This is a genomic window from Citrobacter sp. Cy070 (assembly GCF_030332245.1).
In the GTDB taxonomy this organism is placed as follows: Bacteria; Pseudomonadota; Gammaproteobacteria; order Enterobacterales; family Enterobacteriaceae; genus Citrobacter; species Citrobacter youngae.
The window spans coordinates 193,306-214,541 of record NZ_JAOWIG010000051.1 but is presented as its reverse complement, the minus strand read 5'-3'; the positions used below and the strand labels follow the sequence as shown (position 1 = coordinate 214,541).

At 52.8% G+C, this 21,236-nt stretch carries 17 protein-coding genes; 13 read left to right on the top strand and 4 right to left on the bottom strand.

Annotation, left to right across the window (positions count from 1 at the left end):
• Nucleotides 1-63: 63 nt before the first annotated feature.
• Together pta and ackA are read right to left on the bottom strand one after the other, a co-directional pair.
• A complete protein-coding gene (pta, locus tag OGY19_RS07080) occupies nucleotides 64-2,208 on the bottom strand; it encodes a phosphate acetyltransferase (RefSeq protein ID WP_048211066.1) in 2,145 nt (714 codons plus the stop codon).
• A 75-nt stretch (nucleotides 2,209-2,283) separates the two neighbouring features.
• The gene (gene ackA, locus OGY19_RS07075) at nucleotides 2,284-3,486 is read right to left on the bottom strand and encodes an acetate kinase (protein ID WP_048211067.1); all 1,203 of its coding nucleotides are present in this window, start codon (nucleotides 3,484-3,486) and stop codon (nucleotides 2,284-2,286) included.
• Between the two features lie 339 nt (nucleotides 3,487-3,825).
• Between ackA and yfbV the strand changes: the two genes are divergently transcribed.
• The 4 genes from yfbV to OGY19_RS07055 all read left to right on the top strand — a co-directional run bounded on the left by yfbV (nucleotide 3,826) and on the right by OGY19_RS07055 (nucleotide 7,439).
• Nucleotides 3,826-4,281, top strand: coding sequence for a terminus macrodomain insulation protein YfbV (yfbV, locus tag OGY19_RS07070; protein WP_003028087.1), 456 nt, complete (start codon nucleotides 3,826-3,828; stop codon nucleotides 4,279-4,281).
• A gap of 83 nt (nucleotides 4,282-4,364) precedes the next feature.
• Entirely contained in the window at nucleotides 4,365-4,859 is a 495-nt protein-coding gene (locus OGY19_RS07065; protein ID WP_003028086.1) for a YfbU family protein, read from the top strand.
• Nucleotides 4,852-5,529, top strand: a complete 678-nt coding sequence (locus tag OGY19_RS07060; protein WP_115601726.1) for a sugar phosphatase — start codon at nucleotides 4,852-4,854, stop codon at nucleotides 5,527-5,529. The genes OGY19_RS07065 and OGY19_RS07060 overlap by 8 nt, the downstream gene beginning before the upstream one ends.
• Nucleotides 5,530-5,606: 77 nt before the next feature.
• Nucleotides 5,607-7,439: an SLC13 family permease gene (locus OGY19_RS07055; protein WP_048211069.1), complete on the top strand. Its 1,833-nt coding sequence runs from the start codon at nucleotides 5,607-5,609 to the stop codon at nucleotides 7,437-7,439.
• Nucleotides 7,440-7,540: 101 nt separating this feature from the next.
• On the opposite strand, the gene yfbR is transcribed toward OGY19_RS07055, so the two are convergent.
• Nucleotides 7,541-8,140 carry a 5'-deoxynucleotidase gene (gene yfbR, locus OGY19_RS07050; protein WP_061068221.1) on the bottom strand — a complete coding sequence of 200 codons (600 nt, stop codon included), beginning with the start codon at nucleotides 8,138-8,140 and terminating at the stop codon, nucleotides 7,541-7,543.
• 97 nt (nucleotides 8,141-8,237) lie between these two features.
• Complete coding sequence (gene alaA / locus OGY19_RS07045; protein ID WP_005129483.1) at nucleotides 8,238-9,455, bottom strand: alanine transaminase AlaA; 1,218 nt, start codon at nucleotides 9,453-9,455, stop codon at nucleotides 8,238-8,240.
• Between the two features lie 926 nt (nucleotides 9,456-10,381).
• On the opposite strand from alaA, the gene lrhA reads away from it, so the two are divergent.
• The 9 genes from lrhA (at nucleotide 10,382) to nuoI (ending at nucleotide 21,234) form a co-directional block, all read left to right on the top strand.
• On the top strand, nucleotides 10,382-11,320 hold the full coding sequence (gene lrhA / locus OGY19_RS07040) for a transcriptional regulator LrhA (RefSeq protein ID WP_005129482.1): 939 nt from the start codon (nucleotides 10,382-10,384) through the stop codon (nucleotides 11,318-11,320).
• 626 nt (nucleotides 11,321-11,946) lie between these two features.
• Nucleotides 11,947-12,390 carry an NADH-quinone oxidoreductase subunit NuoA gene (nuoA, locus tag OGY19_RS07035; protein ID WP_040230134.1) on the top strand — a complete coding sequence of 148 codons (444 nt, stop codon included), beginning with the start codon at nucleotides 11,947-11,949 and terminating at the stop codon, nucleotides 12,388-12,390.
• A gap of 15 nt (nucleotides 12,391-12,405) precedes the next feature.
• Nucleotides 12,406-13,068: an NADH-quinone oxidoreductase subunit NuoB gene (gene nuoB / locus OGY19_RS07030; RefSeq protein WP_003028075.1), complete on the top strand. Its 663-nt coding sequence runs from the start codon at nucleotides 12,406-12,408 to the stop codon at nucleotides 13,066-13,068.
• 85 nt (nucleotides 13,069-13,153) lie between these two features.
• Entirely contained in the window at nucleotides 13,154-14,956 is a 1,803-nt protein-coding gene (gene nuoC, locus OGY19_RS07025) for an NADH-quinone oxidoreductase subunit C/D (RefSeq protein ID WP_075551358.1), read from the top strand.
• A 2-nt stretch (nucleotides 14,957-14,958) separates the two neighbouring features.
• Nucleotides 14,959-15,459 carry an NADH-quinone oxidoreductase subunit NuoE gene (gene nuoE / locus OGY19_RS07020; protein WP_003028069.1) on the top strand — a complete coding sequence of 167 codons (501 nt, stop codon included), beginning with the start codon at nucleotides 14,959-14,961 and terminating at the stop codon, nucleotides 15,457-15,459.
• Nucleotides 15,456-16,793, top strand: a complete 1,338-nt coding sequence (gene nuoF / locus OGY19_RS07015) for an NADH-quinone oxidoreductase subunit NuoF (RefSeq protein ID WP_286596277.1) — start codon at nucleotides 15,456-15,458, stop codon at nucleotides 16,791-16,793. The genes nuoE and nuoF overlap by 4 nt, the downstream gene beginning before the upstream one ends.
• Before the next feature lie 183 nt (nucleotides 16,794-16,976).
• Nucleotides 16,977-19,703, top strand: a complete 2,727-nt coding sequence (gene nuoG / locus OGY19_RS07010; protein ID WP_115602394.1) for an NADH-quinone oxidoreductase subunit NuoG — start codon at nucleotides 16,977-16,979, stop codon at nucleotides 19,701-19,703.
• Complete coding sequence (gene nuoH / locus OGY19_RS07005) at nucleotides 19,700-20,677, top strand: NADH-quinone oxidoreductase subunit NuoH (protein WP_003028063.1); 978 nt, start codon at nucleotides 19,700-19,702, stop codon at nucleotides 20,675-20,677. The genes nuoG and nuoH overlap by 4 nt, the downstream gene beginning before the upstream one ends.
• Nucleotides 20,678-20,691: 14 nt before the next feature.
• Nucleotides 20,692-21,234: an NADH-quinone oxidoreductase subunit NuoI gene (nuoI, locus tag OGY19_RS07000; protein ID WP_003028062.1), complete on the top strand. Its 543-nt coding sequence runs from the start codon at nucleotides 20,692-20,694 to the stop codon at nucleotides 21,232-21,234.
• Nucleotides 21,235-21,236 lie beyond the last annotated feature (2 nt).

Below are 21,236 nucleotides of genomic sequence, written 5' to 3'. Positions count from 1 at the left end.
AGCTATTTCCGGTTTGATAAGCAGGATGTGTTGCCGGATAAAGCATCCGGCACACGCAGCAAATTACTGCTGCTGCTGGGAAGACTGGATCGCGGTCAGAGCGATGGTGTAGACGATATCGTCTACCAGCGCGCCACGAGACAGGTCGTTCACCGGCTTGCGCATACCCTGCAGCATCGGCCCGATGGAGATCAGGTCGGCAGAACGCTGTACCGCTTTGTAGGTGGTGTTACCGGTGTTCAGATCCGGGAAGATGAACACGGTAGCGCGACCGGCAACCGGAGAGTTCGGCGCTTTGGATTTTGCTACATCAGCCATAACGGCGGCGTCATACTGCAGCGGGCCGTCGATCATCAGGTCAGGACGTTTTTCCTGTGCCAGACGAGTCGCTTCACGTACTTTCTCTACGTCGCTACCTGCACCAGAGGTACCGGTGGAGTAGGAGAGCATCGCAACGCGCGGTTCGATACCGAAAGCAGTTGCGGAATCAGCGGACTGAATCGCGATTTCTGCCAGCTGCTCTGCAGTTGGATCCGGGTTGATCGCGCAGTCGCCGTAGACGTAAACCTGATCCGGCAGCAGCATGAAGAACACGGAGGATACCAGAGAACTGCCCGGTGCAGTTTTGATTAGCTGCAGCGGTGGACGAATGGTATTCGCGGTAGTGTGAACGGCACCAGAAACCAGTCCGTCAACGTCGTCCTGTTCCAGCATCAGGGTACCGAGAACCACGTTGTCTTCCAGCTGTTCGCGGGCAACGGTTTCGGTCATACCTTTGTTTTTACGCAGTTCGACCAGGCGTGCAACGTAGCTTTCGCGAACCACATCCGGGTCAACGATTTCAACGCCAGCGCCCAGCTCAACGCCCTGAGACGCCGCAACGCGGGTGATCTCATCCGGGTTACCCAACAGTACGCAGGTTGCGATACCGCGTTCAGCACAGATAGCCGCCGCTTTAACGGTACGCGGTTCGTCGCCTTCTGGCAGAACAACGCGTTTGCCCGCTTTACGCGCCAGTTCGGTCAACTGGTAGCGGAACGCTGGTGGAGACAGACGACGGCTGCGCTCAGACGTTGCGGTCAGAGATTCAACCCAGTCGGCGTTGATGTAGTTAGCAACGTATTCCTGAACTTTCTCAATACGCTCGTGATCGTCAACCGGAACTTCCAGGTTGAAGCTCTGCAGGCTCAGAGAGGTCTGCCAGGTATTGGTGTTGACCATGAATACCGGCAGGCCAGTTTCGAATGCACGTTCACACAGCTTAGTGATGCGCGCGTCCATTTCATAGCCGCCAGTCAGCAGCAGGGCGCCGATTTCCACGCCGTTCATCGCTGCCAGGCATGCAGCAACCAGCACGTCCGGACGGTCAGCGGAAGTCACCAGCAGAGAACCTGCGCGGAAGTGTTCCAGCATGTGCGGAATGCTGCGTGCGCAGAAAGTCACAGACTTCACGCGACGGGTATTGATATCGCCTTCGTTCACGATGGTGGCGTTCAGGTGACGCGCCATATCGATTGCACGGGTGGCGATCAGATCGAAGCTCCACGGCACCGCGCCCAGAACCGGCAGCGGGCTGGACTCCTGCAGTTTAGCCGGATCAACTTTGATCACTTTCGCTTTGGAAGAGTCGTCGAAAATCTCAGACAGATCCGGGCGAGTACGGCCCTGCTCATCAACCGGTGCGTTCAGTTTGTTAACGATTACGCCGGTGATGTTGGTGTTTTTCGCGCCGCCGAAGCTGCTGCGAGTCAGTTCAATACGCTCGTTCAGCTGTTCCGGGGTATCGGTACCCTGAGACATGACGAAGACGATTTCCGCGTTCAGCGTTTTCGCGATTTCGTAGTTCAGAGACTGTGCGAACTGATGTTTACGGGTTGGGACCAGGCCTTCAACCAGTACAACTTCAGCGTCTTTAGTATTCGCGTGATAGTTCGCGATAATCTCTTCCATCAGCACATCTTTCTGATTGCTGGACAGCAGAGATTCAACGTGGCTCATCTTCAGCGGCTCAGCGGCTGGCAGAGAAGAGTTAGCACGCACGATGCTGGTAGTCTGGTCAGGCGCATCGCCACCGGCACGAGGCTGAGCGATAGGCTTAAAGACGCTCAGACGAACGCCTTTGCGTTCCATAGCACGGATCACGCCAAGGCTGACGCTGGTCAGGCCGACGCTGGTTCCGGTAGGGATCAGCATAATAATACGGGACACGGTTTATCCTCTTTCGTTACCGCCAATTTAGACGGGTTACAAAACAGCACCGCCAGCTAGGCTGGCGGTGTGAAATCAGGCAGTCAGACGGCTCGCGTCTTGCGCGATAACCAGTTCTTCGTTGGTTGGGATAACCACCGCAGGACGGGTACCTTCTTTGTTGATGAAACCAGATTTGCCGAAACGTGCGGCCAGGTTACGTTCGTGGTCAACTTCGAAGCCCAGAACGCCCAGTTTGCCCAGAGACAGTTCACGAACCATCGCGGCGTTTTCACCAATGCCACCGGTGAAGACAACCGCATCCAGACGACCATCCATCAGCGCGGTGTAGGAACCGATGTATTTCGCCAGACGGTGGCAGTAAACGTCCATTGCACGTTTAGCGTCTTCTTTGGTGGTGTAGTTGTCTTCAACATAACGGCAGTCGCTGGTGACTTCGGTCAGACCCAGCAGGCCAGACTCTTTGGTCAGCATTTTGTTGATCTGGTCAACGCTCATGCCCAGGGTGTCGTGCAGGTGGAAGATGATCGCCGGGTCGATGTCACCGGAACGCGTACCCATCACCAGACCTTCCAGCGGGGTCAGACCCATGGAGGTATCAACACATTTACCGTTACGGATTGCAGAAACAGAACCGCCGTTGCCCAGGTGGCAAGTGATGATGTTCAGTTCATCAACCGGTTTGTTCAGCATTTTTGCCGCTTCCTGAGTCACGAAGAAGTGGCTGGTACCGTGCGCGCCGTAACGACGAACGCCATGCTCTTTGTACAGGCTGTACGGCAGGGCATAGAGGTAAGATTCTTCCGGCATAGTCTGATGGAACGCGGTGTCGAATACGGCCACGTTTTTGTCTTTCAGATTCGGGAAGGATTTCAGCGCTTCAGCGATACCGATCAGGTGTGCAGGGTTGTGCAACGGTGCAAAAGAGGCTGCATCTTTGATACCCTGAATAACGGAATCGTCGATAACTACAGAGCCGGTGTATTTTTCGCCGCCGTGAACAACACGGTGACCAATCGCAGTCAGCTGAGCAGACAGTTCTGGTTTTTGTGCCAGAATAGTATTAACGATAAAATTCAGCGCTTCACTGTGAGCGGCGCCTGCACCTAAAGCCGCTTCTTGTTTACCGCCATCCATTTTCCATTTGATACGTGCTTCTGGGAGATGGAAACATTCGGCTAAACCAGAAAGGTATTCTTCACCGTTTACTGCATCGATGATGGCAAATTTCAGTGAGGAGCTACCGCAGTTCAGAACCAGTACTAACTTACTCGACATGGAAGTACCTATTTATGATACGTGGCTAAAAAAACGTCAGGGAGTCATAGAGCGTAGCGCATGATGACACCGACGTTTATGATTAACATCATGCGCCAGGGTCTTTTTGGGCACGATGGAATAAATACCTTTGAGTCTATGTCATTTTGCGTATTTTTCAGCCAATGGCATACTATGTGTCAATTTGACGACTCAATGATTTTGGACTAAAGGCCTTACAGGCCGGCACAGGATACCTGAATGTGGGTATCAAAGACAAAATGTTTTGAACGATGTCCTTTGTAGTTGTTGTTTTGCACAAATTTTTTAATTTTTATATGTGAAGTTGAGGTAACCGCCATGTCGACACCGGATAATCGTTCCGTCAATTTTTTTAGCTTGTTCCGCCGGGGGCAGCACTACGCGAAGACGTGGCCAATGGAAAAGCGCCTCGCGCCTGTGTTTGTAGAGAACCGCGTGATCCGTATGACACGTTACGCAATCCGTTTTATGCCGCCTATCGCCGTCTTCACGTTATGCTGGCAAATTGCGTTGGGTGGTCAGTTGGGACCGGCTGTGGCAACGGCGCTATTTGCGCTGAGCCTGCCAATGCAGGGCATGTGGTGGTTGGGTAAGCGTTCCGTGACACCGCTGCCGCCTTCGATTCTCAACTGGTTCTACGAAGTTCGGGGGAAATTACAAGAAGCCGGACAGGCGTTATCGCCGGTTGAAGGGAAGCCTGATTACCAGGCGCTGGCTGACACGCTTAAGCGTGCCTTCAAACAACTGGATAAAACTTTCCTCGATGATTTGTAATTGACCCCTGATTACGCATATAAAAGAAGGCACAAGATGCCTTCTTTTTTTTCATCGCAGTAGTAGTGATACAGGAGTCCCAAATGGAAATGACCAACGCTCAACGTCTGATTTTGTCGAATCAGTACAAAATGATGACTATGCTCGATCCCACTAACGCCGAGCGTTATCGTCGTTTGCAGACGATTATTGAACGCGGTTACGGTTTGCAGATGCGCGAGCTGGATCGTGAGTTTGGTGAGCTGACGGAAGAAACCTGCCGTACGATTATCGATATTATGGAGATGTATCACGCATTACATGTGTCCTGGACTAATCTTAAGGATGCACAGGCCATTGATGAGCGCCGCGTGACCTTCCTCGGTTTTGACGCCGCAACGGAAGCCCGTTTCCTCGGATACGTTCGCTTTATGGTCAATGTGGAAGGTCGCTATACCCACTTTGATGCGGGTACGCATGGCTTCAACGCCCAGACCCCGATGTGGGAAAAATATCAGCGTATGTTGAACGTCTGGCACTCTTGCCCGCGCCAGTATCACCTGAGCGCGAATGAAATTAACCAAATCATTAATGCCTGAGGGGGCGAGCGTGCAGTGCAAAGGTTTTCTGTTTGATCTGGATGGAACGCTGGTTGATTCCTTACCCGCAGTAGAACGCGCGTGGTGCAACTGGGCCGATCGTTTTGGCCTCGATCACGACGAGGTGCTCGGATTTATTCATGGCAAGCAGGCCATTACCTCTCTACGACACTTTATGGTGGGCAAATCTGAGGCTGAGATCGCTGCGGAGTTCACCCGTCTGGAGCAGATCGAAGCGACGGAAACCGCTGGGATCACCGCGCTGCCGGGGGCTGTTGATTTACTCAACCATCTCAATAAAGCGGGTATTCCATGGGCGATTGTGACCTCAGGCTCTATGCCAGTCGCACGAGCGCGCCATCGTGTCGCGGGGCTTCCCGCGCCTGAAGTGTTTGTCACCGCCGAACGTGTAAAAAGAGGGAAACCAGAACCAGACGCTTATCTGTTAGGCGCTCAACTGCTGGGTCTCGCACCGCAAGAGTGTACCGTGGTTGAAGATGCGCCCGCTGGTGTGCTTTCAGGACTGGCGGCTGGGTGTCATGTGATCGCGGTCAATGCGCCTGCGGACACGCCGCGTCTGGATGAGGTCGACTTTTCGTTGACCAGTCTGGAACAGATTTCCGTGACCAAGCAACCCAACGGAAATGTGGTCGTAGTAAGAAATACCTGATCATGATTTAGCCCCAGATTGTTGGGGCTTTTTTATGGCAGAATCGACTCATCCCTCTCATTTAACAAGGATATGTTGTGAACGGTGAATTGATATGGGTTCTCTCATTGTTGGCGATTGCCGTCGTTTTGTTTGCCACTGGCAGAGTGCGTATGGATGCAGTTGCTCTGTTGGTCATCATTGCCTTTGTTCTGAGTGGAACACTGAGCATCTCAGAGGCTTTTTCGGGTTTCAGCGATCCTAACGTTATTTTGATTGCGGCTTTATTTATCATTGGTGACGGCCTGGTGCGTACCGGGGTGGCAACGGTGATGGGGGCATGGCTGGTGAAGGTGGCCGGCAGTAGTGAAGTCAAAATGCTGGTTTTGCTGATGATCACCGTCGCCGGGCTCGGTGCCTTTATGAGTTCCACTGGCGTAGTCGCGATTTTTATTCCTGTTGTTTTAAGCGTATCTATGCGCATGCAAACCTCGCCCTCGCGTCTGATGATGCCGCTTAGCTTCGCGGGGCTTATCAGCGGCATGATGACGCTGGTGGCGACGCCGCCCAACCTGGTCGTCAACAGTGAGTTACTGCGCGAGGGACTCAACGGTTTCAGCTTTTTCAGCGTGACCCCGCTTGGGCTGGTTGTTCTGGTGCTCGGCATCATTTACATGCTGCTGATGCGTTTTATGCTCAAAGGTGAGGACTCCGGGCAACAGGGGGATGGCTGGAAACGCCGGACCTTTCGCGATCTTATCAAAGAGTATCGTCTGACGGGGCGCGCCCGCCGCCTGGCTATTCGTCCCGGCTCGCCGATGATTGGCCAGCGTCTTGACGACCTGAAGCTGCGTGAGCGCTACGGGGCGAACGTGATTGGTGTTGAGCGCTGGCGTCGCTTTCGGCGCGTGATTGTGGACGTTAATGGGGTCTCTGAGTTCCGTGCCCGTGACGTTTTGCTCATTGATATGTCCGCCGCTGATGTCGATCTGCGCGAATTCTGCAGTGAACAATTGCTGGAGCCGATGGTGCTGCGCGGCGAGTATTTTTCCGAACAGGCGCTTGATGTGGGGATGGCTGAGATTTCGTTGATCCCGGAATCAGAATTAATCGGTAAAACGGTAAGGGAAATCGCGTTTCGTACGCGTTACGGCCTGAATGTCGTCGGGGTGAAGCGTGATGGTACGGCGATGGACGGCGCGGTAGTGGATGAACCGTTGCTGATGGGCGATATCATTCTGGTCGTGGGTAACTGGAAACTTATCACATCGTTGGGTAAAAAAGGCCGCGACTTTGTGGTGTTGAACATGCCGGTCGAAGTCAGTGAAGCGTCTCCGGCACACAGCCAGGCACCGCACGCGATTTTCTGCCTGGTTCTGATGGTTGCGTTAATGCTGACGGATGAAATACCCAATACGGTGGCCGCAATTATCGCCTGCCTGCTGATGGGGAAATTCCGGTGTATTGATGCAGAGAGCGCCTATAAGGCGATCCACTGGCCAAGCATTATCTTGATCGTCGGGATGATGCCTTTTGCGCTGGCTTTACAAAAGACCGGCGGTGTCGATCTGGTGGTGAAAGGGCTAATGGACGTTGGTGGTGGGTACGGCCCGTATATGATGCTGGGCTGCCTGTTCGTGCTGTGCGCGACCATTGGTTTATTTATCTCGAATACCGCAACAGCGGTGCTGATGGCGCCGATTGCGCTGGCGGCGGCAAAGTCGATGGGCGTTTCGCCGTATCCTTTTGCGATGGTGATTGCGATGGCGGCTTCCGCCGCCTTTATGACGCCAGTGTCTTCACCTGTTAACACGCTGGTGTTGGGGCCGGGTAACTACAGCTTTAGCGACTTCGTGAAGATTGGCGTACCGTTTACGGTGATTGTCATGGCAGTGTGCGTGGTGATGATCCCGATGCTGTTCCCGTTTTGACCGCCGCAGTAAACGCCTGATGGCGATGCGCTTATCAGGCCTACGGATATCACGCTACCTGTAGGCCGGATAAGGCGTTAGCCGCCATCCGGCAAAATCGTTTAAAGTGGTGAATCCTGGCTGATTTCATCTAATGAAAGGTGAAAGCTTGGGACAAACATGTCCATAAAGTAGTCCATCTCTTCGCTGCGTCGTGACTCCAGCGTTTTTTCCAGACGTGTTTTCGCCAGCAGAAACTCGTTGTTACCGGCTGAGAGTTCTTCCAGGCACTTCAGATACGCGCACAGGGCATCGGCCTGTTTAACAATCGATCTTTCTTCTTCACTTAAGGCATGTTCATCAATGAGCGGTGCAAAAATATCGCGCAACTCATCGGGAACCATATCGACCAGTTTTTGCTGGGCAATTTTCTCTATCGCTTTATATTCCTGAGCAATCTGCGAGTTGAAATATTTCACTGGGGTAGGGAGATCGCCGGTTAACACCTCTGACGCATCGTGATACATCGCCAGCAGGGCAATACGCTCAGCATTTACCTGACCACCAAATTTACGGTTTTTGATCGCGGCCAGCGCATGAGCAACCATAGCAACCTGCAGACTGTGTTCGGACACGTTTTCGGTGCGCACGTTGCGCATCAGCGGCCAGCGGTTAATGAGTTTCAGACGGGAGAGGTGGGCAAAAAAGTGGCTCTGCTTCATAACGACCCTTATATGATGGCAACCTAAGAGTCATTGTGCGCAGAGAAGGCTGTCAGATGCAAATACTCGTCATACTGGTCCGACAGCCTTTGTTTAATTACAACTGGTGATAGCCTGACAGGAAGCGCTCGAATTTACTTAGCGACATTTCGATATCGTCAATACGCGGCAGTGTGACGATACGGAAATGATCCGGCCACGGCCAGTTGAAAGCCGTTCCCTGAACCAGCAGGACTTTTTCTTGCAGCAGAAAGTCGAGAACCATCTTCTGGTCGTCGTGAATATTGAAGCGTTTGGCATCAATTTTCGGGAACATATACAGCGCGCCGCGTGGCTTCACGCAGGAGACGCCCGGAATATCATTAAGTAATTCCCAGGCCCGGTTGCGCTGTTCATACAAACGTCCGCCTGGCATGATAAATTCGCTGATGCTCTGGTATCCACCCAGCGCGGTTTGAATGGCGTGTTGCGCTGGAACGTTGGCGCATAAACGCATGGAGGCCAACATTTCAAGACCTTCAATATACCCTTTGGCATGTTTCTTCGGTCCGTTCAGTACCATCCAACCCTGGCGGAACCCCGCAACACGATAAGTTTTTGACAGGCCATTGAAGGTAATAGTCAGCAGATCCGGGGCCATTGCCGCAATTGAGTGATGCTCGGCATCATCATAGAGAATTTTGTCATAAATCTCGTCAGCAAAGATAATGAGGTTGTTCTGGCGAGCAATCTCAACAATCTCCATCAGCAGCTCTTTAGAGTAAACGGCGCCGGTAGGGTTGTTTGGGTTAATGATGACGATCCCACGTGTGCGCGGGGTGATTTTTGCCCGAATATCATCAAGGTCCGGGAACCAGTCTGACGATTCATCACACAGGTAGTGCACGGCATTACCGCCAGAGAGCGATACTGCCGCTGTCCACAGCGGGTAATCAGGTGCAGGAACCAGCATTTCGTCCCCACTGTTCAGCAACGCCTGCATCGCCTGAACGATTAATTCAGAAACGCCGTTACCGATATAAATGTCCTCCACGGTAACATCGCGCATCCCGCGGGCCTGGTAATGCTGCATGATCGCTTTGCGGGCTGAATAAAGACCTTTTGAATCGCAATACCCTTGTGCGGTAGGCAAATTGCGGATCACATCGACCAGAATTTCATCTGGTGCTTCAAACCCGAATGGCGCAGGGTTGCCGATGTTGAGTTTCAGAACTTTATTGCCTTCTTCTTCCAGGCGCTTTGCTTCCTTCAGAACCGGGCCACGAATGTCATAACAGACATTTTCTAATTTGCTGGATTTTTCAATGGGGGACATGAATCTTGACCTTTTTAGCTGTGAATGCCACTCCCTGCCGTGGAAGTCAGCACAGAACAATGTACTCCCCCGACGGTGAGTTTTGAAGGGTCTTTAGTAGAAGATTTCGAAAGTTGCGATGTTATAATTAACTGTTAATAACTAAATAATGAAATTAATATAGAATTATAATCTTGATATTTTTGATTTTGTGGTTATATGTTTCGATGTGGCGGCTAGGGTATGGTGATTTGTTTTGGTAAAAATAGTGAGATGTGCAAAACGGGGCGCGGTCGGGAGTATCTGCTGTATTGCGCAATTCGAAAATACTGAGGTTTGAGCCTGACAAACTGTTATCGGCCTGATCTGACAACGACGCGGTGTGAATCTATTGTTAAGTATAATTAATGAATGGTGGCATTCTTAATTAATTATTATTTAATATTTAAACAGTATTTATTGAACGCGTTAATAATACGAAAACTGCCAGTCTGAGTTATCAACTTTTTGCTTCGATTAATTCGCGATAACACTTATAAATATAGTGGTTTTAGGTTAAGATAAGTCCCATGAAATGGTACGCAACTTGTGTTTTGCGATAATTCTAATGTTAGTTAAGAGTTTCTAACATACTGAAAAGTTAGTTTTTAATGTGTAAATTAGTGTTCGTTAACTATTTTTCAAATTTACAAAATTTACATGTTTTCCATTAGTCAGAATCATCCAACAGCTAAAAAAATGACTCTTTCTCGTTGCTATATTCCGATGAGTGTCACGGGTATTATATAGCGCTGAAAGGGAATTGTTTCGTTTGTTAAAGCAAATACATCCTTATTTTCACCTGGTTACACCTGGTGAAACTGCGAGGGAGGCCCATTACAAATGGAGTTGTTTGTTTCTGAATGCACAGCATTAACCCGGTATGACCCGCGAGTAAGTGAAAAATTATGATAAATGCAAATCGTCCGATAATTAACCTCGATCTCGATCTGCTGAGAACCTTCGTTGCCGTTGCCGATCTGAATACCTTCGCGGCTGCGGCAGCTGCGGTATGTCGCACTCAGTCTGCGGTGAGTCAGCAAATGCAACGCCTCGAACAACTTGTGGGGAAAGAGTTGTTCGCGCGCCATGGACGTAACAAACTACTGACCGAGCATGGGATTCAGTTGCTGGGTTACGCCAGAAAAATATTGCGTTTTAATGATGAGGCATGCTCATCATTGATGTTTAACAATCTTCAGGGAGTGTTAACTATTGGCGCTTCTGATGAGTCAGCGGATACTATCCTTCCTTTTCTGCTGAACCGGATAAGTTCGGTTTATCCGAAGCTTGCGCTGGATGTCAGAGTGAAACGCAACGCTTACATGGTGGATATGCTGAAGTCACAAGACGTTGATCTGGTGGTGACAACCAACCGGCCAGGCGATTTTGAGTGTCTGAATCTGCGTACCTCACCTACGCACTGGTATTGTGCGGCCGAATATATTTTACAAAAAGGTGAGCCAGTGCCGCTGGTGCTGCTGGATGATCCGAGTCCGTTCCGCGATATGGTACTGGCAACGCTGAACGCTGCACAGATCCCGTGGCGTCTGGCCTATGTTGCTTCAACATTAGCGGCTGTTCGTGCGGCAGTGAAGGCGGGGTTGGGCGTGACTGCCCGTCCTGTAGAAATGATGAGCCCGGATTTACGCGTACTGGGCGCGGCGGACGGATTGCCACCGTTGCCGGAAACGGAGTACTTGCTGTGCTGCGACCCTGCATCACAAAATGAGCTGGCTCAGGTGATTTTTAAGTCGATGCAGACCTATCAAAATCCCTGGCAATACAACCAGTTTACCCCTGAAGGGGGAGACGATTCGCTGATTGTCGAAGGCGACTTTGAGTGATGTACCATAAATAATCGTTATAAAATGTAAGTGCAAAAAAGAGTCGCTGGTGATGAAAAAACATCCAGTGGCTCTTTTTTTATGCAAATAATGGTCGGAGATGGCATTTTGTATACCAAAACTTAACAAAATCAGTAGGTAAAAAAATCACCTACAAATAGTGCAAAAAACAATCACTCGAGGCGCTATTCATTTTCATGTTAAAAAACTAGAGAAATTGTTGCTGTTTTTTATGGTGAATTAACAAAAGCGTGTCACAGATCAAGAAAATACTCCCATTTAGGGGGAGGCATCTGTGTGAATTCCTGTCAAAATAGACGGGTATCATTTTTTTACTTCACTACGGACACGATTCAACAACATTAAAAATGACCGATGACGCGATCGAAATGGGTCTAAATAGCACTTTATGTTAATGGTGTTGGAGTTGTGTAAAATAATGTGAGGAAACTTTTGTTAAAGTTGACAAAAGGTTATAGAAAGGAGTAAAAAACCCCATCAATTAGCTGTCTAAAATGATTTTTCACAGTGATTGTAAGGTTTTTTTTATTCCTCCCCATGAATCGATGTGGCGTTCATCTGCCGAAAAGAGCAGAGAATTTGGCGCTACTTTTGATGAGTAAGCAATGAGTATGTCAACATCCACTGAAGTCATCGCTCATCACTGGGCATTCGCTATCTTTCTTATTGTCGCCATTGGCCTGTGCTGCCTGATGCTCGTCGGCGGCTGGTTTTTAGGTGGTCGCGCACGCGCGAGATCTAAAAACGTGCCGTTTGAATCAGGTATCGACTCGGTCGGCACCGCCCGCTTGCGCCTGTCTGCCAAGTTTTATCTGGTAGCCATGTTCTTCGTTATCTTCGACGTTGAAGCGCTGTATCTGTTCGCATGGTCAACCTCTATCCGTGAAAGCGGTTGGATTGGCTTTGTGGAAGCTGCAATTTTTATTTTTGTGTTACTGGCAGGTCTGGTTTATCTGGTGCGTATTGGCGCGCTGGACTGGACGCCCGCGCGTTCACGCCGCGAGCGTATGAACCCGGAAACGAACAGTATCGCTAATCGTCAACGCTAACCGCGAGGCATTAAGATGGATTATACGCTCACCCGCATAGATCCTAACGGTGAGAACGACCGTTACCCCCTGCAAAAACAGGAGATCGTAACCGACCCCCTGGAGCAGGAAGTTAACAAAAACGTGTTCATGGGCAAGCTGCATGACATGGTTAACTGGGGCCGTAAAAACTCAATTTGGCCATATAACTTTGGCCTTTCCTGCTGCTACGTAGAGATGGTGACCTCGTTTACCGCCGTGCATGACGTGGCCCGTTTTGGTGCAGAAGTATTGCGTGCATCGCCGCGTCAGGCTGACCTGATGGTCGTAGCCGGAACCTGCTTTACCAAAATGGCCCCGGTTATTCAGCGCCTCTACGATCAGATGCTGGAACCGAAATGGGTTATTTCCATGGGCGCCTGCGCCAACTCCGGCGGTATGTACGATATCTACTCGGTAGTGCAGGGCGTTGATAAATTTATTCCGGTCGATGTGTACATCCCGGGATGCCCGCCGCGTCCGGAAGCGTACATGCAGGCACTGATGCTGCTGCAAGATTCCATTGGCAAAGAACGTCGTCCGCTCTCCTGGGTGGTTGGCGATCAGGGCGTTTATCGCGCCAATATGCAGTCAGAACGCGAGCGTAAACGCGGCGAACGTATTGCTGTAACGAATCTTCGTACACCAGACGAGATTTAATTTGCGCCTGTCGGCAGCAGCACTTCCTTCGCTTACCACTACATAAATAGCGCGAAGCACTGCCGACCACCACGGACCATTTGCAATGGTGAACAATATGACCGACTTAACCGCGCAAGACGCCGTATGGCAAACACGGGATCACCTTGATGACCCGGTCATTGGCGAACTGCGCAACCGTTTTGGGCCGGATGCCTTTACCGTTCAGGCGACTCGCACCGGGGTACCCGTTGTCTGGGTCAAGCGTGAACAGTTACTCGAAGTTGGCGATTTCTTAAAGAGACTGCCGAAACCTTACGTCATGCTGTTTGACTTACACGGCATGGACGAACGTCTGCGTACGCACCGCGAAGGGTTACCCGCCGCGGATTTTTCCGTTTTCTATCACCTGATCTCCATTGAACGCAATCGCGATATCATGCTCAAGGTGGCTTTGTCTGAAAACGATCTGCGCGTACCGACTTTCACCAAACTGTTCCCGAACGCCAACTGGTATGAGCGTGAAACCTGGGAAATGTTTGGCATCGACATCGAAGGTCACCCGCATCTGACGCGTCTGCTGATGCCGCATACCTGGGAAGGCCATCCGCTGCGTAAAGACTACCCGGCGCGTGCGACCGAATTTGACCCGTTTGAGCTGACTAAAGCCAAACAGGATCTGGAAATGGAAGCGCTGACCTTCAAACCTGAAGACTGGGGCATGAAGCGTAGCACCGAAAACGAGGACTTTATGTTCCTCAACCTCGGTCCTAACCACCCGTCTTCCCATGGTGCGTTCCGTATTGTCCTGCAGCTTGATGGCGAAGAAATCGTCGACTGCGTACCTGACATCGGCTACCACCACCGTGGCGCTGAAAAGATGGGCGAACGTCAGTCCTGGCACAGCTATATTCCGTACACTGACCGTATCGAGTACCTCGGTGGCTGCGTGAACGAAATGCCGTACGTGCTGGCAGTCGAAAAGCTGGCGGGTATTACCGTACCGGATCGCGTCAACGTGATTCGCGTCATGCTGTCTGAACTGTTCCGTATCAACAGCCACCTGCTGTACATCTCCACGTTCATTCAGGACGTCGGCGCAATGACTCCGGTATTCTTCGCCTTTACCGACCGTCAGAAAATCTATGACGTTGTGGAAGCGATCACCGGTTTCCGTATGCACCCGGCCTGGTTCCGTATCGGCGGTGTGGCACACGATCTGCCGCGCGGTTGGGACAAACTGCTGCGTGATTTCCTCGACTGGATGCCAAAACGTCTGGATTCTTACGAGAAAGCCGCACTGCGTAACACCATCCTGAAAGGCCGTTCGCAGGGCGTTGCCGCTTACGGCAAGAAAGAAGCGCTGGACTGGGGCTGTACCGGTGCTGCGCTGCGTGCGACCGGTATTGATTTCGACGTGCGTAAAGCGCGTCCGTACTCTGGCTACGAAAACTTTGACTTTGAAGTCCCGGTTGGCGGTGGTGTATCCGACTGCTATACCCGCGTGATGCTGAAAGTTGAAGAGCTGCGCCAGAGTCTGCGCATCCTTGAGCAGTGCCTCAATAACATGCCGGAAGGCCCGTTCAAAGCGGATCACCCGCTGACGACGCCGCCGCCGAAAGAGCGCACGCTGCAACATATCGAAACCCTGATCACCCACTTCCTGCAGGTTTCGTGGGGACCGGTTATGCCGGCAAACGAGTCCTTCCAGATGGTGGAAGCGACCAAGGGTATTAACAGTTACTACCTGACCAGCGATGGCAGCACCATGAGTTATCGTACCCGTATCCGTACCCCGAGCTATGCGCACCTGCAGCAGATCCCGGTAGCGGTACGTGGCAGCCTGGTGTCCGACCTGATCGTCCATCTGGGTAGTATCGATTTTGTTATGTCAGATGTGGACCGCTAATTATGCACGAGAACCAACAACCACAAACCGAGGCTTTTGAGCTGAGTGCGGCTGAGCGTGAAGCGATTGAGCACGAGAAGCACCACTACGAAGACCCGCGTGCGGCGTCCATTGAAGCGCTGAAAATCGTTCAGAAGCAGCGTGGCTGGGTGCCGGATGGGGCGATCTACGCGATCGCTGACGTGCTGGGTATCCCGGCAAGCGACGTCGAAGGTGTTGCGACATTCTACAGCCAGATCTTCCGTCAGCCGGTCGGTCGCCACGTGATCCGCTATTGCGACAGCGTCGTGTGCCATATCAATGGCTACCAGGGGATCCAGGCTGCGCTTGAGAAAAAACTCAACATCAAGCCGGGGCAGACGACCTTTGATGGTCGCTTTACGCTGCTGCCGACCTGTTGCCTGGGGAACTGCGACAAGGGGCCGAATATGATGATCGATGAAGATACTCATGCTCACCTGACCCCGGAAGGCATTCCCGAACTGTTGGAGCGGTATAAATGAAAGACATTATCCGTACTCCCGAAACGCATCCGCTGACCTGGCGTCTGCGTGATGACAAACAGCCTGTATGGCTGGACGAATATCGTAGCAAGAACGGTTATGAAGGTGCGCGTAAGGCCCTGACCGGGCTGTCACCGGATGAAATCGTCAACCAGGTAAAAGACGCTGGCCTGAAAGGGCGCGGTGGCGCAGGCTTTTCCACCGGTCTGAAGTGGAGCCTGATGCCGAAAGACGAATCCATGAACATCCGTTACCTGCTGTGTAACGCCGATGAAATGGAACCCGGCACCTATAAAGACCGCTTGTTGATGGAACAGCTGCCGCACCTGCTGGTGGAAGGCATGCTGATCTCCGCGTTTGCGCTGAAAGCGTACCGTGGTTACATCTTCCTGCGCGGTGAATATATCGAAGCGGCTGTGCATCTGCGCCGCGCGATTGCCGAAGCGACCGAAGCCGGTCTGCTTGGCAAAAACATCATGGGCACCGGTTTCGATTTCGAACTGTTTGTGCACACCGGGGCGGGGCGTTACATCTGTGGTGAAGAAACCGCGCTGATCAACTCCCTCGAAGGTCGCCGTGCTAACCCACGCTCCAAGCCGCCGTTCCCGGCAAGCTCTGGTGCATGGGGTAAACCGACCTGCGTTAACAACGTCGAAACCCTGTGTAACGTACCGGCTATCCTCGCAAACGGCGTGGAGTGGTACCAGAACATTTCGAAGAGCAAAGACGCGGGCACCAAACTGATGGGCTTCTCTGGTCGCGTGAAGAATCCGGGACTGTGGGAGCTGCCGTTCGGCACTACTGCGCGTGAAATCCTCGAAGATTACGCGGGCGGCATGCGCGATGGCCTGAAGTTCAAAGCCTGGCAGCCGGGCGGCGCGGGGACTGACTTCCTGACTGAAGCACATCTCGACCTGCCGATGGAATTCGAAAGCATTGGTAAAGCCGGTAGCCGTCTGGGTACCGCGCTGGCGATGGCGGTTGACCACGAGATTGGCATGGTTGGGCTGGTGCGTAACCTCGAAGAGTTCTTTGCCCGCGAGTCCTGTGGCTGGTGTACGCCGTGCCGTGATGGTCTGCCGTGGAGTGTGAAAATTCTGCGTGCGCTGGAGCGTGGCGAAGGCCAGCCTGGGGATATCGAGACACTTGAGCAACTGTGTCGTTTCCTCGGCCCGGGTAAAACCTTCTGTGCACACGCACCGGGTGCGGTGGAACCGCTACAGAGCGCCATTAAATATTTCCGCGAAGAATTCGAAGTTGGCATTAAGCAGACCTTCAGCAATACCCACGCTATTGGTGGTATTCAGCCGAACCTGCTGAAAGAGCGCTGGTAAACGTTTTACGCGAAAGCATTCAAGATGCGTCAAGGCGGCAACCGAGAGAACCCCTGAGCTTACTAAAGTAAGTGACTGGGGTGAACGAGGGAAGCCAACGCCGAGGCAGCTTGAAGGATAAAGCGGAAAAGAAATTCGATTAATGCTCGGTCACTGACCGAGCCAACTGGAAGCATGCTGACTATGGCTACGATTCATGTAGACGGCAAAGAATATGAGGTCAATGGAGCGGACAACCTGCTGGAAGCTTGTCTGTCTCTCGGCCTTGATATTCCATACTTTTGCTGGCACCCGGCGCTGGGCAGCGTCGGTGCTTGCCGCCAGTGTGCGGTGAAGCAATATCAGAACGCGGAAGACACGCGTGGTCGCCTGGTGATGTCTTGTATGACACCGGCCACCGAAGGTACCTTTATTTCTATTGATGACGAAGAAGCGAAGCAGTTCCGCGAAAGCGTCGTCGAGTGGTTGATGACCAACCACCCGCACGACTGCCCGGTCTGCGAAGAGGGCGGTAACTGCCACCTTCAGGATATGACCGTCATGACTGGTCATAGCTTCCGTCGCTACCGCTTCACGAAGCGTACACACCGCAACCAGGATTTGGGGCCGTTCATCTCTCACGAAATGAACCGCTGCATCGCCTGCTATCGCTGCGTGCGTTACTACAAAGATTACGCCGATGGCACGGATCTGGGCGTTTATGGCGCACATGACAATGTCTACTTCGGTCGTCCGGAAGACGGTACGCTCGAAAGCGAATTCTCTGGCAACCTGGTAGAAATTTGCCCGACCGGCGTCTTCACCGATAAAACGCACTCCGAGCGTTATAACCGTAAATGGGACATGCAGTTTGCGCCGAGCATCTGCCAGCAGTGTTCCATTGGCTGTAACACCAGCCCGGGTGAGCGTTACGGCGAACTGCGTCGTATCGAAAACCGCTACAACGGTACCGTTAACCACTACTTCCTCTGCGACCGTGGTCGTTTTGGCTATGGTTACGTGAACCTGAAAGACCGTCCGCGTCAGCCGGTACAGCGTCGTGGCGATGATCTGATCACCCTGAACGCTGAGCAGGCGATGCAGGGCGCGGCAGATATTCTGCGTCAGTCGAAGAAAGTGATTGGTATCGGCTCCCCGCGCGCCAGCGTTGAAAGTAACTTCGCGCTGCGTGAACTGGTCGGTGCGGATAACTTCTATACCGGCATAGCCCAGGGCGAGCAGGAACGTCTGCAACTGGCACTGAGCGTGCTGCGTGACGGCGGGATTCATACTCCGGCACTGCGCGAAATCGAATCTTATGATGCGGTTCTGGTGCTGGGCGAAGATATCACCCAGACCGGCGCACGCGTTGCGCTGGCAGTGCGTCAGGCGGTGAAAGGTAAAGCGCGTGAAATGGCGGCGGCACAGAAAGTGGCTGACTGGCAGATTGCAGCAATCCTTAACATCGGCCAGCGTGCTAAGCATCCGCTGTTCGTTACCAACGTCGATAACACCCGTCTGGATGATATCGCCGCTTGGACCTATCGTGCACCGGTTGAAGATCAGGCGCGTTTAGGTTTCGCTATCGCTCATGCGCTGGATAACAACGCGCCGGCGGTTGACGGTATCGACCGTGACCTGCAGAACAAAATTGACGTTATCGTTCAGGCACTGGCCGGGGCGAAGAAACCACTGATTATTTCCGGCACCAACGCCGGTAGCTTAGAGGTGATTCAGGCCGCAGCCAACGTGGCGAAGGCGCTGAAAGGCCGTGGCGCAGACGTCGGCATCACCATGATTGCTCGCTCGGTTAACAGCATGGGCCTCGGCATGATGGGCGGTGGTTCCCTTGACGATGCGCTGACCGAGCTGGAAACAGGCCGCGCTGACGCCGTTGTGGTGCTGGAAAATGACCTGCATCGCCATGCTTCAGCTGCTCGCGTTGATGCCGCTCTGGCGAAAGCGCCGCTGGTACTGGTCGTTGACCATCAGCGTACGGCAATTATGGAAAACGCCCATCTGGTGCTTTCCGCTGCAAGCTTCGCTGAAAGCGATGGTACGGTGATTAACAACGAAGGCCGCGCCCAGCGTTTCTTCCAGGTCTATGACCCATCCTACTACGACAGCAACACCGTAATGCTGGAAAGCTGGCGCTGGCTGCACTCGCTGCACAGCACCGTGCAGAGCCGTGAAGTGGACTGGACGCAGCTCGACCACGTTATCGACGCGGTCGTTGAGAAGTTGCCGCAGCTGGCAGGCATTAAAGATGCCGCGCCGGACGCAAGCTTCCGTATCCGTGGACAGAAGCTGGCGCGTGAACCGCACCGCTACAGCGGTCGTACCGCAATGCGCGCCAACATCAGCGTACACGAACCGCGCCAACCGCAGGACAAAGACACCATGTTCGCTTTCTCGATGGAAGGCAACAACCAGCCGTCTGCGCCGCGTTCACAAATTCCGTTTGCCTGGGCTCCGGGCTGGAACTCCCCACAGGCGTGGAACAAGTTCCAGGATGAAGTGGGCGGTAAACTGCGTCATGGCGATCCGGGCGTGCGTCTGATCGAAGCTTCTGCGGATGGTATGGATTACTTCACTACCGTTCCGGCGAGCTTCCAGGCTCAGGATGGTCAGTGGCGTATCGCGCCGTACTACCATCTGTTTGGCAGTGACGAAATGTCCCAGCGTGCGCCGGTCTTCCAGACCCGTATGCCGCAGCCGTACATCAAACTCAACCCGGCTGATGCCGCGAAGTTGGGTGTTAATGCCGGTACGCGCGTTTCTTTCAGCTACGATGGCAACACGGTTACGCTGCCGGTTGAAATCGCTGAAGGATTAACGGCAGGGCAGGTTGGTTTGCCGATGGGCATGCCTGGCATCGCGCCGGTTCTGGCAGGTGCGCGTCTTGAGGATCTGCAGGAGGCACAACAATGAGTTGGATTACACCCGATCTGATTGAGATCCTGCTGAGCATTCTCAAAGCGGTGGTGATCCTGCTGGTGGTGGTCACCTGCGGGGCATTCATGAGCTTTGGCGAACGTCGTCTGCTGGGTCTGTTCCAGAACCGTTACGGACCGAACCGTGTTGGCTGGGGCGGTTCGCTCCAGCTGGTTGCGGACATGATCAAGATGTTCTTTAAAGAAGACTGGATCCCGAAATTCTCGGATCGCGTCATCTTTACCCTGGCACCGATGATCGCCTTCACCTCGCTGCTGCTGGCTTTCGCCATCGTGCCGGTGAGTCCGAACTGGGTAGTGGCCGACCTGAACATCGGGATCCTGTTCTTCCTGATGATGGCGGGCCTCGCGGTATACGCGGTGCTGTTCGCCGGCTGGTCCAGTAACAACAAATACTCCCTGCTCGGTGCGATGCGTGCGTCTGCGCAGACGCTGAGCTACGAAGTGTTCCTCGGACTTTCCCTGATGGGCGTGGTGGCGCAGGCCGGTTCATTTAACATGACCGACATCGTCAACAACCAGGCTGATATCTGGAACGTTATTCCGCAGTTCTTTGGTTTTGTCACCTTTGCCATCGCGGGCGTGGCGGTGTGTCACCGTCACCCGTTTGACCAGCCAGAAGCCGAGCAGGAACTGGCCGACGGTTACCACATTGAATATTCCGGTATGAAATTCGGTCTGTTCTTCGTGGGTGAGTACATCGGTATCGTCACCATTTCTGCGCTGATGGTTACCCTGTTCTTCGGTGGCTGGCATGGCCCGTTCTTACCACCATTCGTCTGGTTCGCGCTGAAAACCGCGTTCTTCATGATGATGTTCATTTTGATTCGTGCGTCGTTACCGCGTCCTCGTTATGACCAGGTAATGTCCTTCGGCTGGAAAGTCTGTCTGCCGCTGACGCTCGTCAACTTGCTGGTAACGGCGGCTGTCATTCTCTGGCAGGCGCAATAAGGGACACAAAGACCATGACCTTAAAAGAATTGTTCGTAGGTTTCGGCACCCAGGTACGCAGTATCTGGATGATCGGCCTGCATGCGTTCGCGAAACGCGAAACGCAGATGTACCCGGAAGAGCCGGTCTATCTACCGCCCCGTTTTCGTGGTCGTATCGTTCTGACACGTGATCCTGACGGTGAAGAGCGCTGCGTTGCCTGTAACCTGTGTGCGGTAGCGTGTCCGGTAGGCTGTATCTCTTTGCAAAAAGCAGAGACCAAAGATGGCCGCTGGTATCCGGAGTTTTTCCGCATTAACTTCTCACGCTGCATTTTCTGCGGCCTGTGTGAAGAAGCCTGTCCGACAACGGCTATTCAGCTGACTCCAGATTTCGAGCTGGGTGAGTACAAGCGCCAGGACCTGGTTTACGAGAAAGAGGATCTGCTGATCTCCGGTCCGGGCAAATACCCGGAATATAACTTCTACCGGATGGCAGGTATGGCAATCGACGGCAAAGATAAGGGCGAAGCAGAGAACGAAGCTAAGCCTATCGACGTCAAGAGCCTGTTACCGTAAGG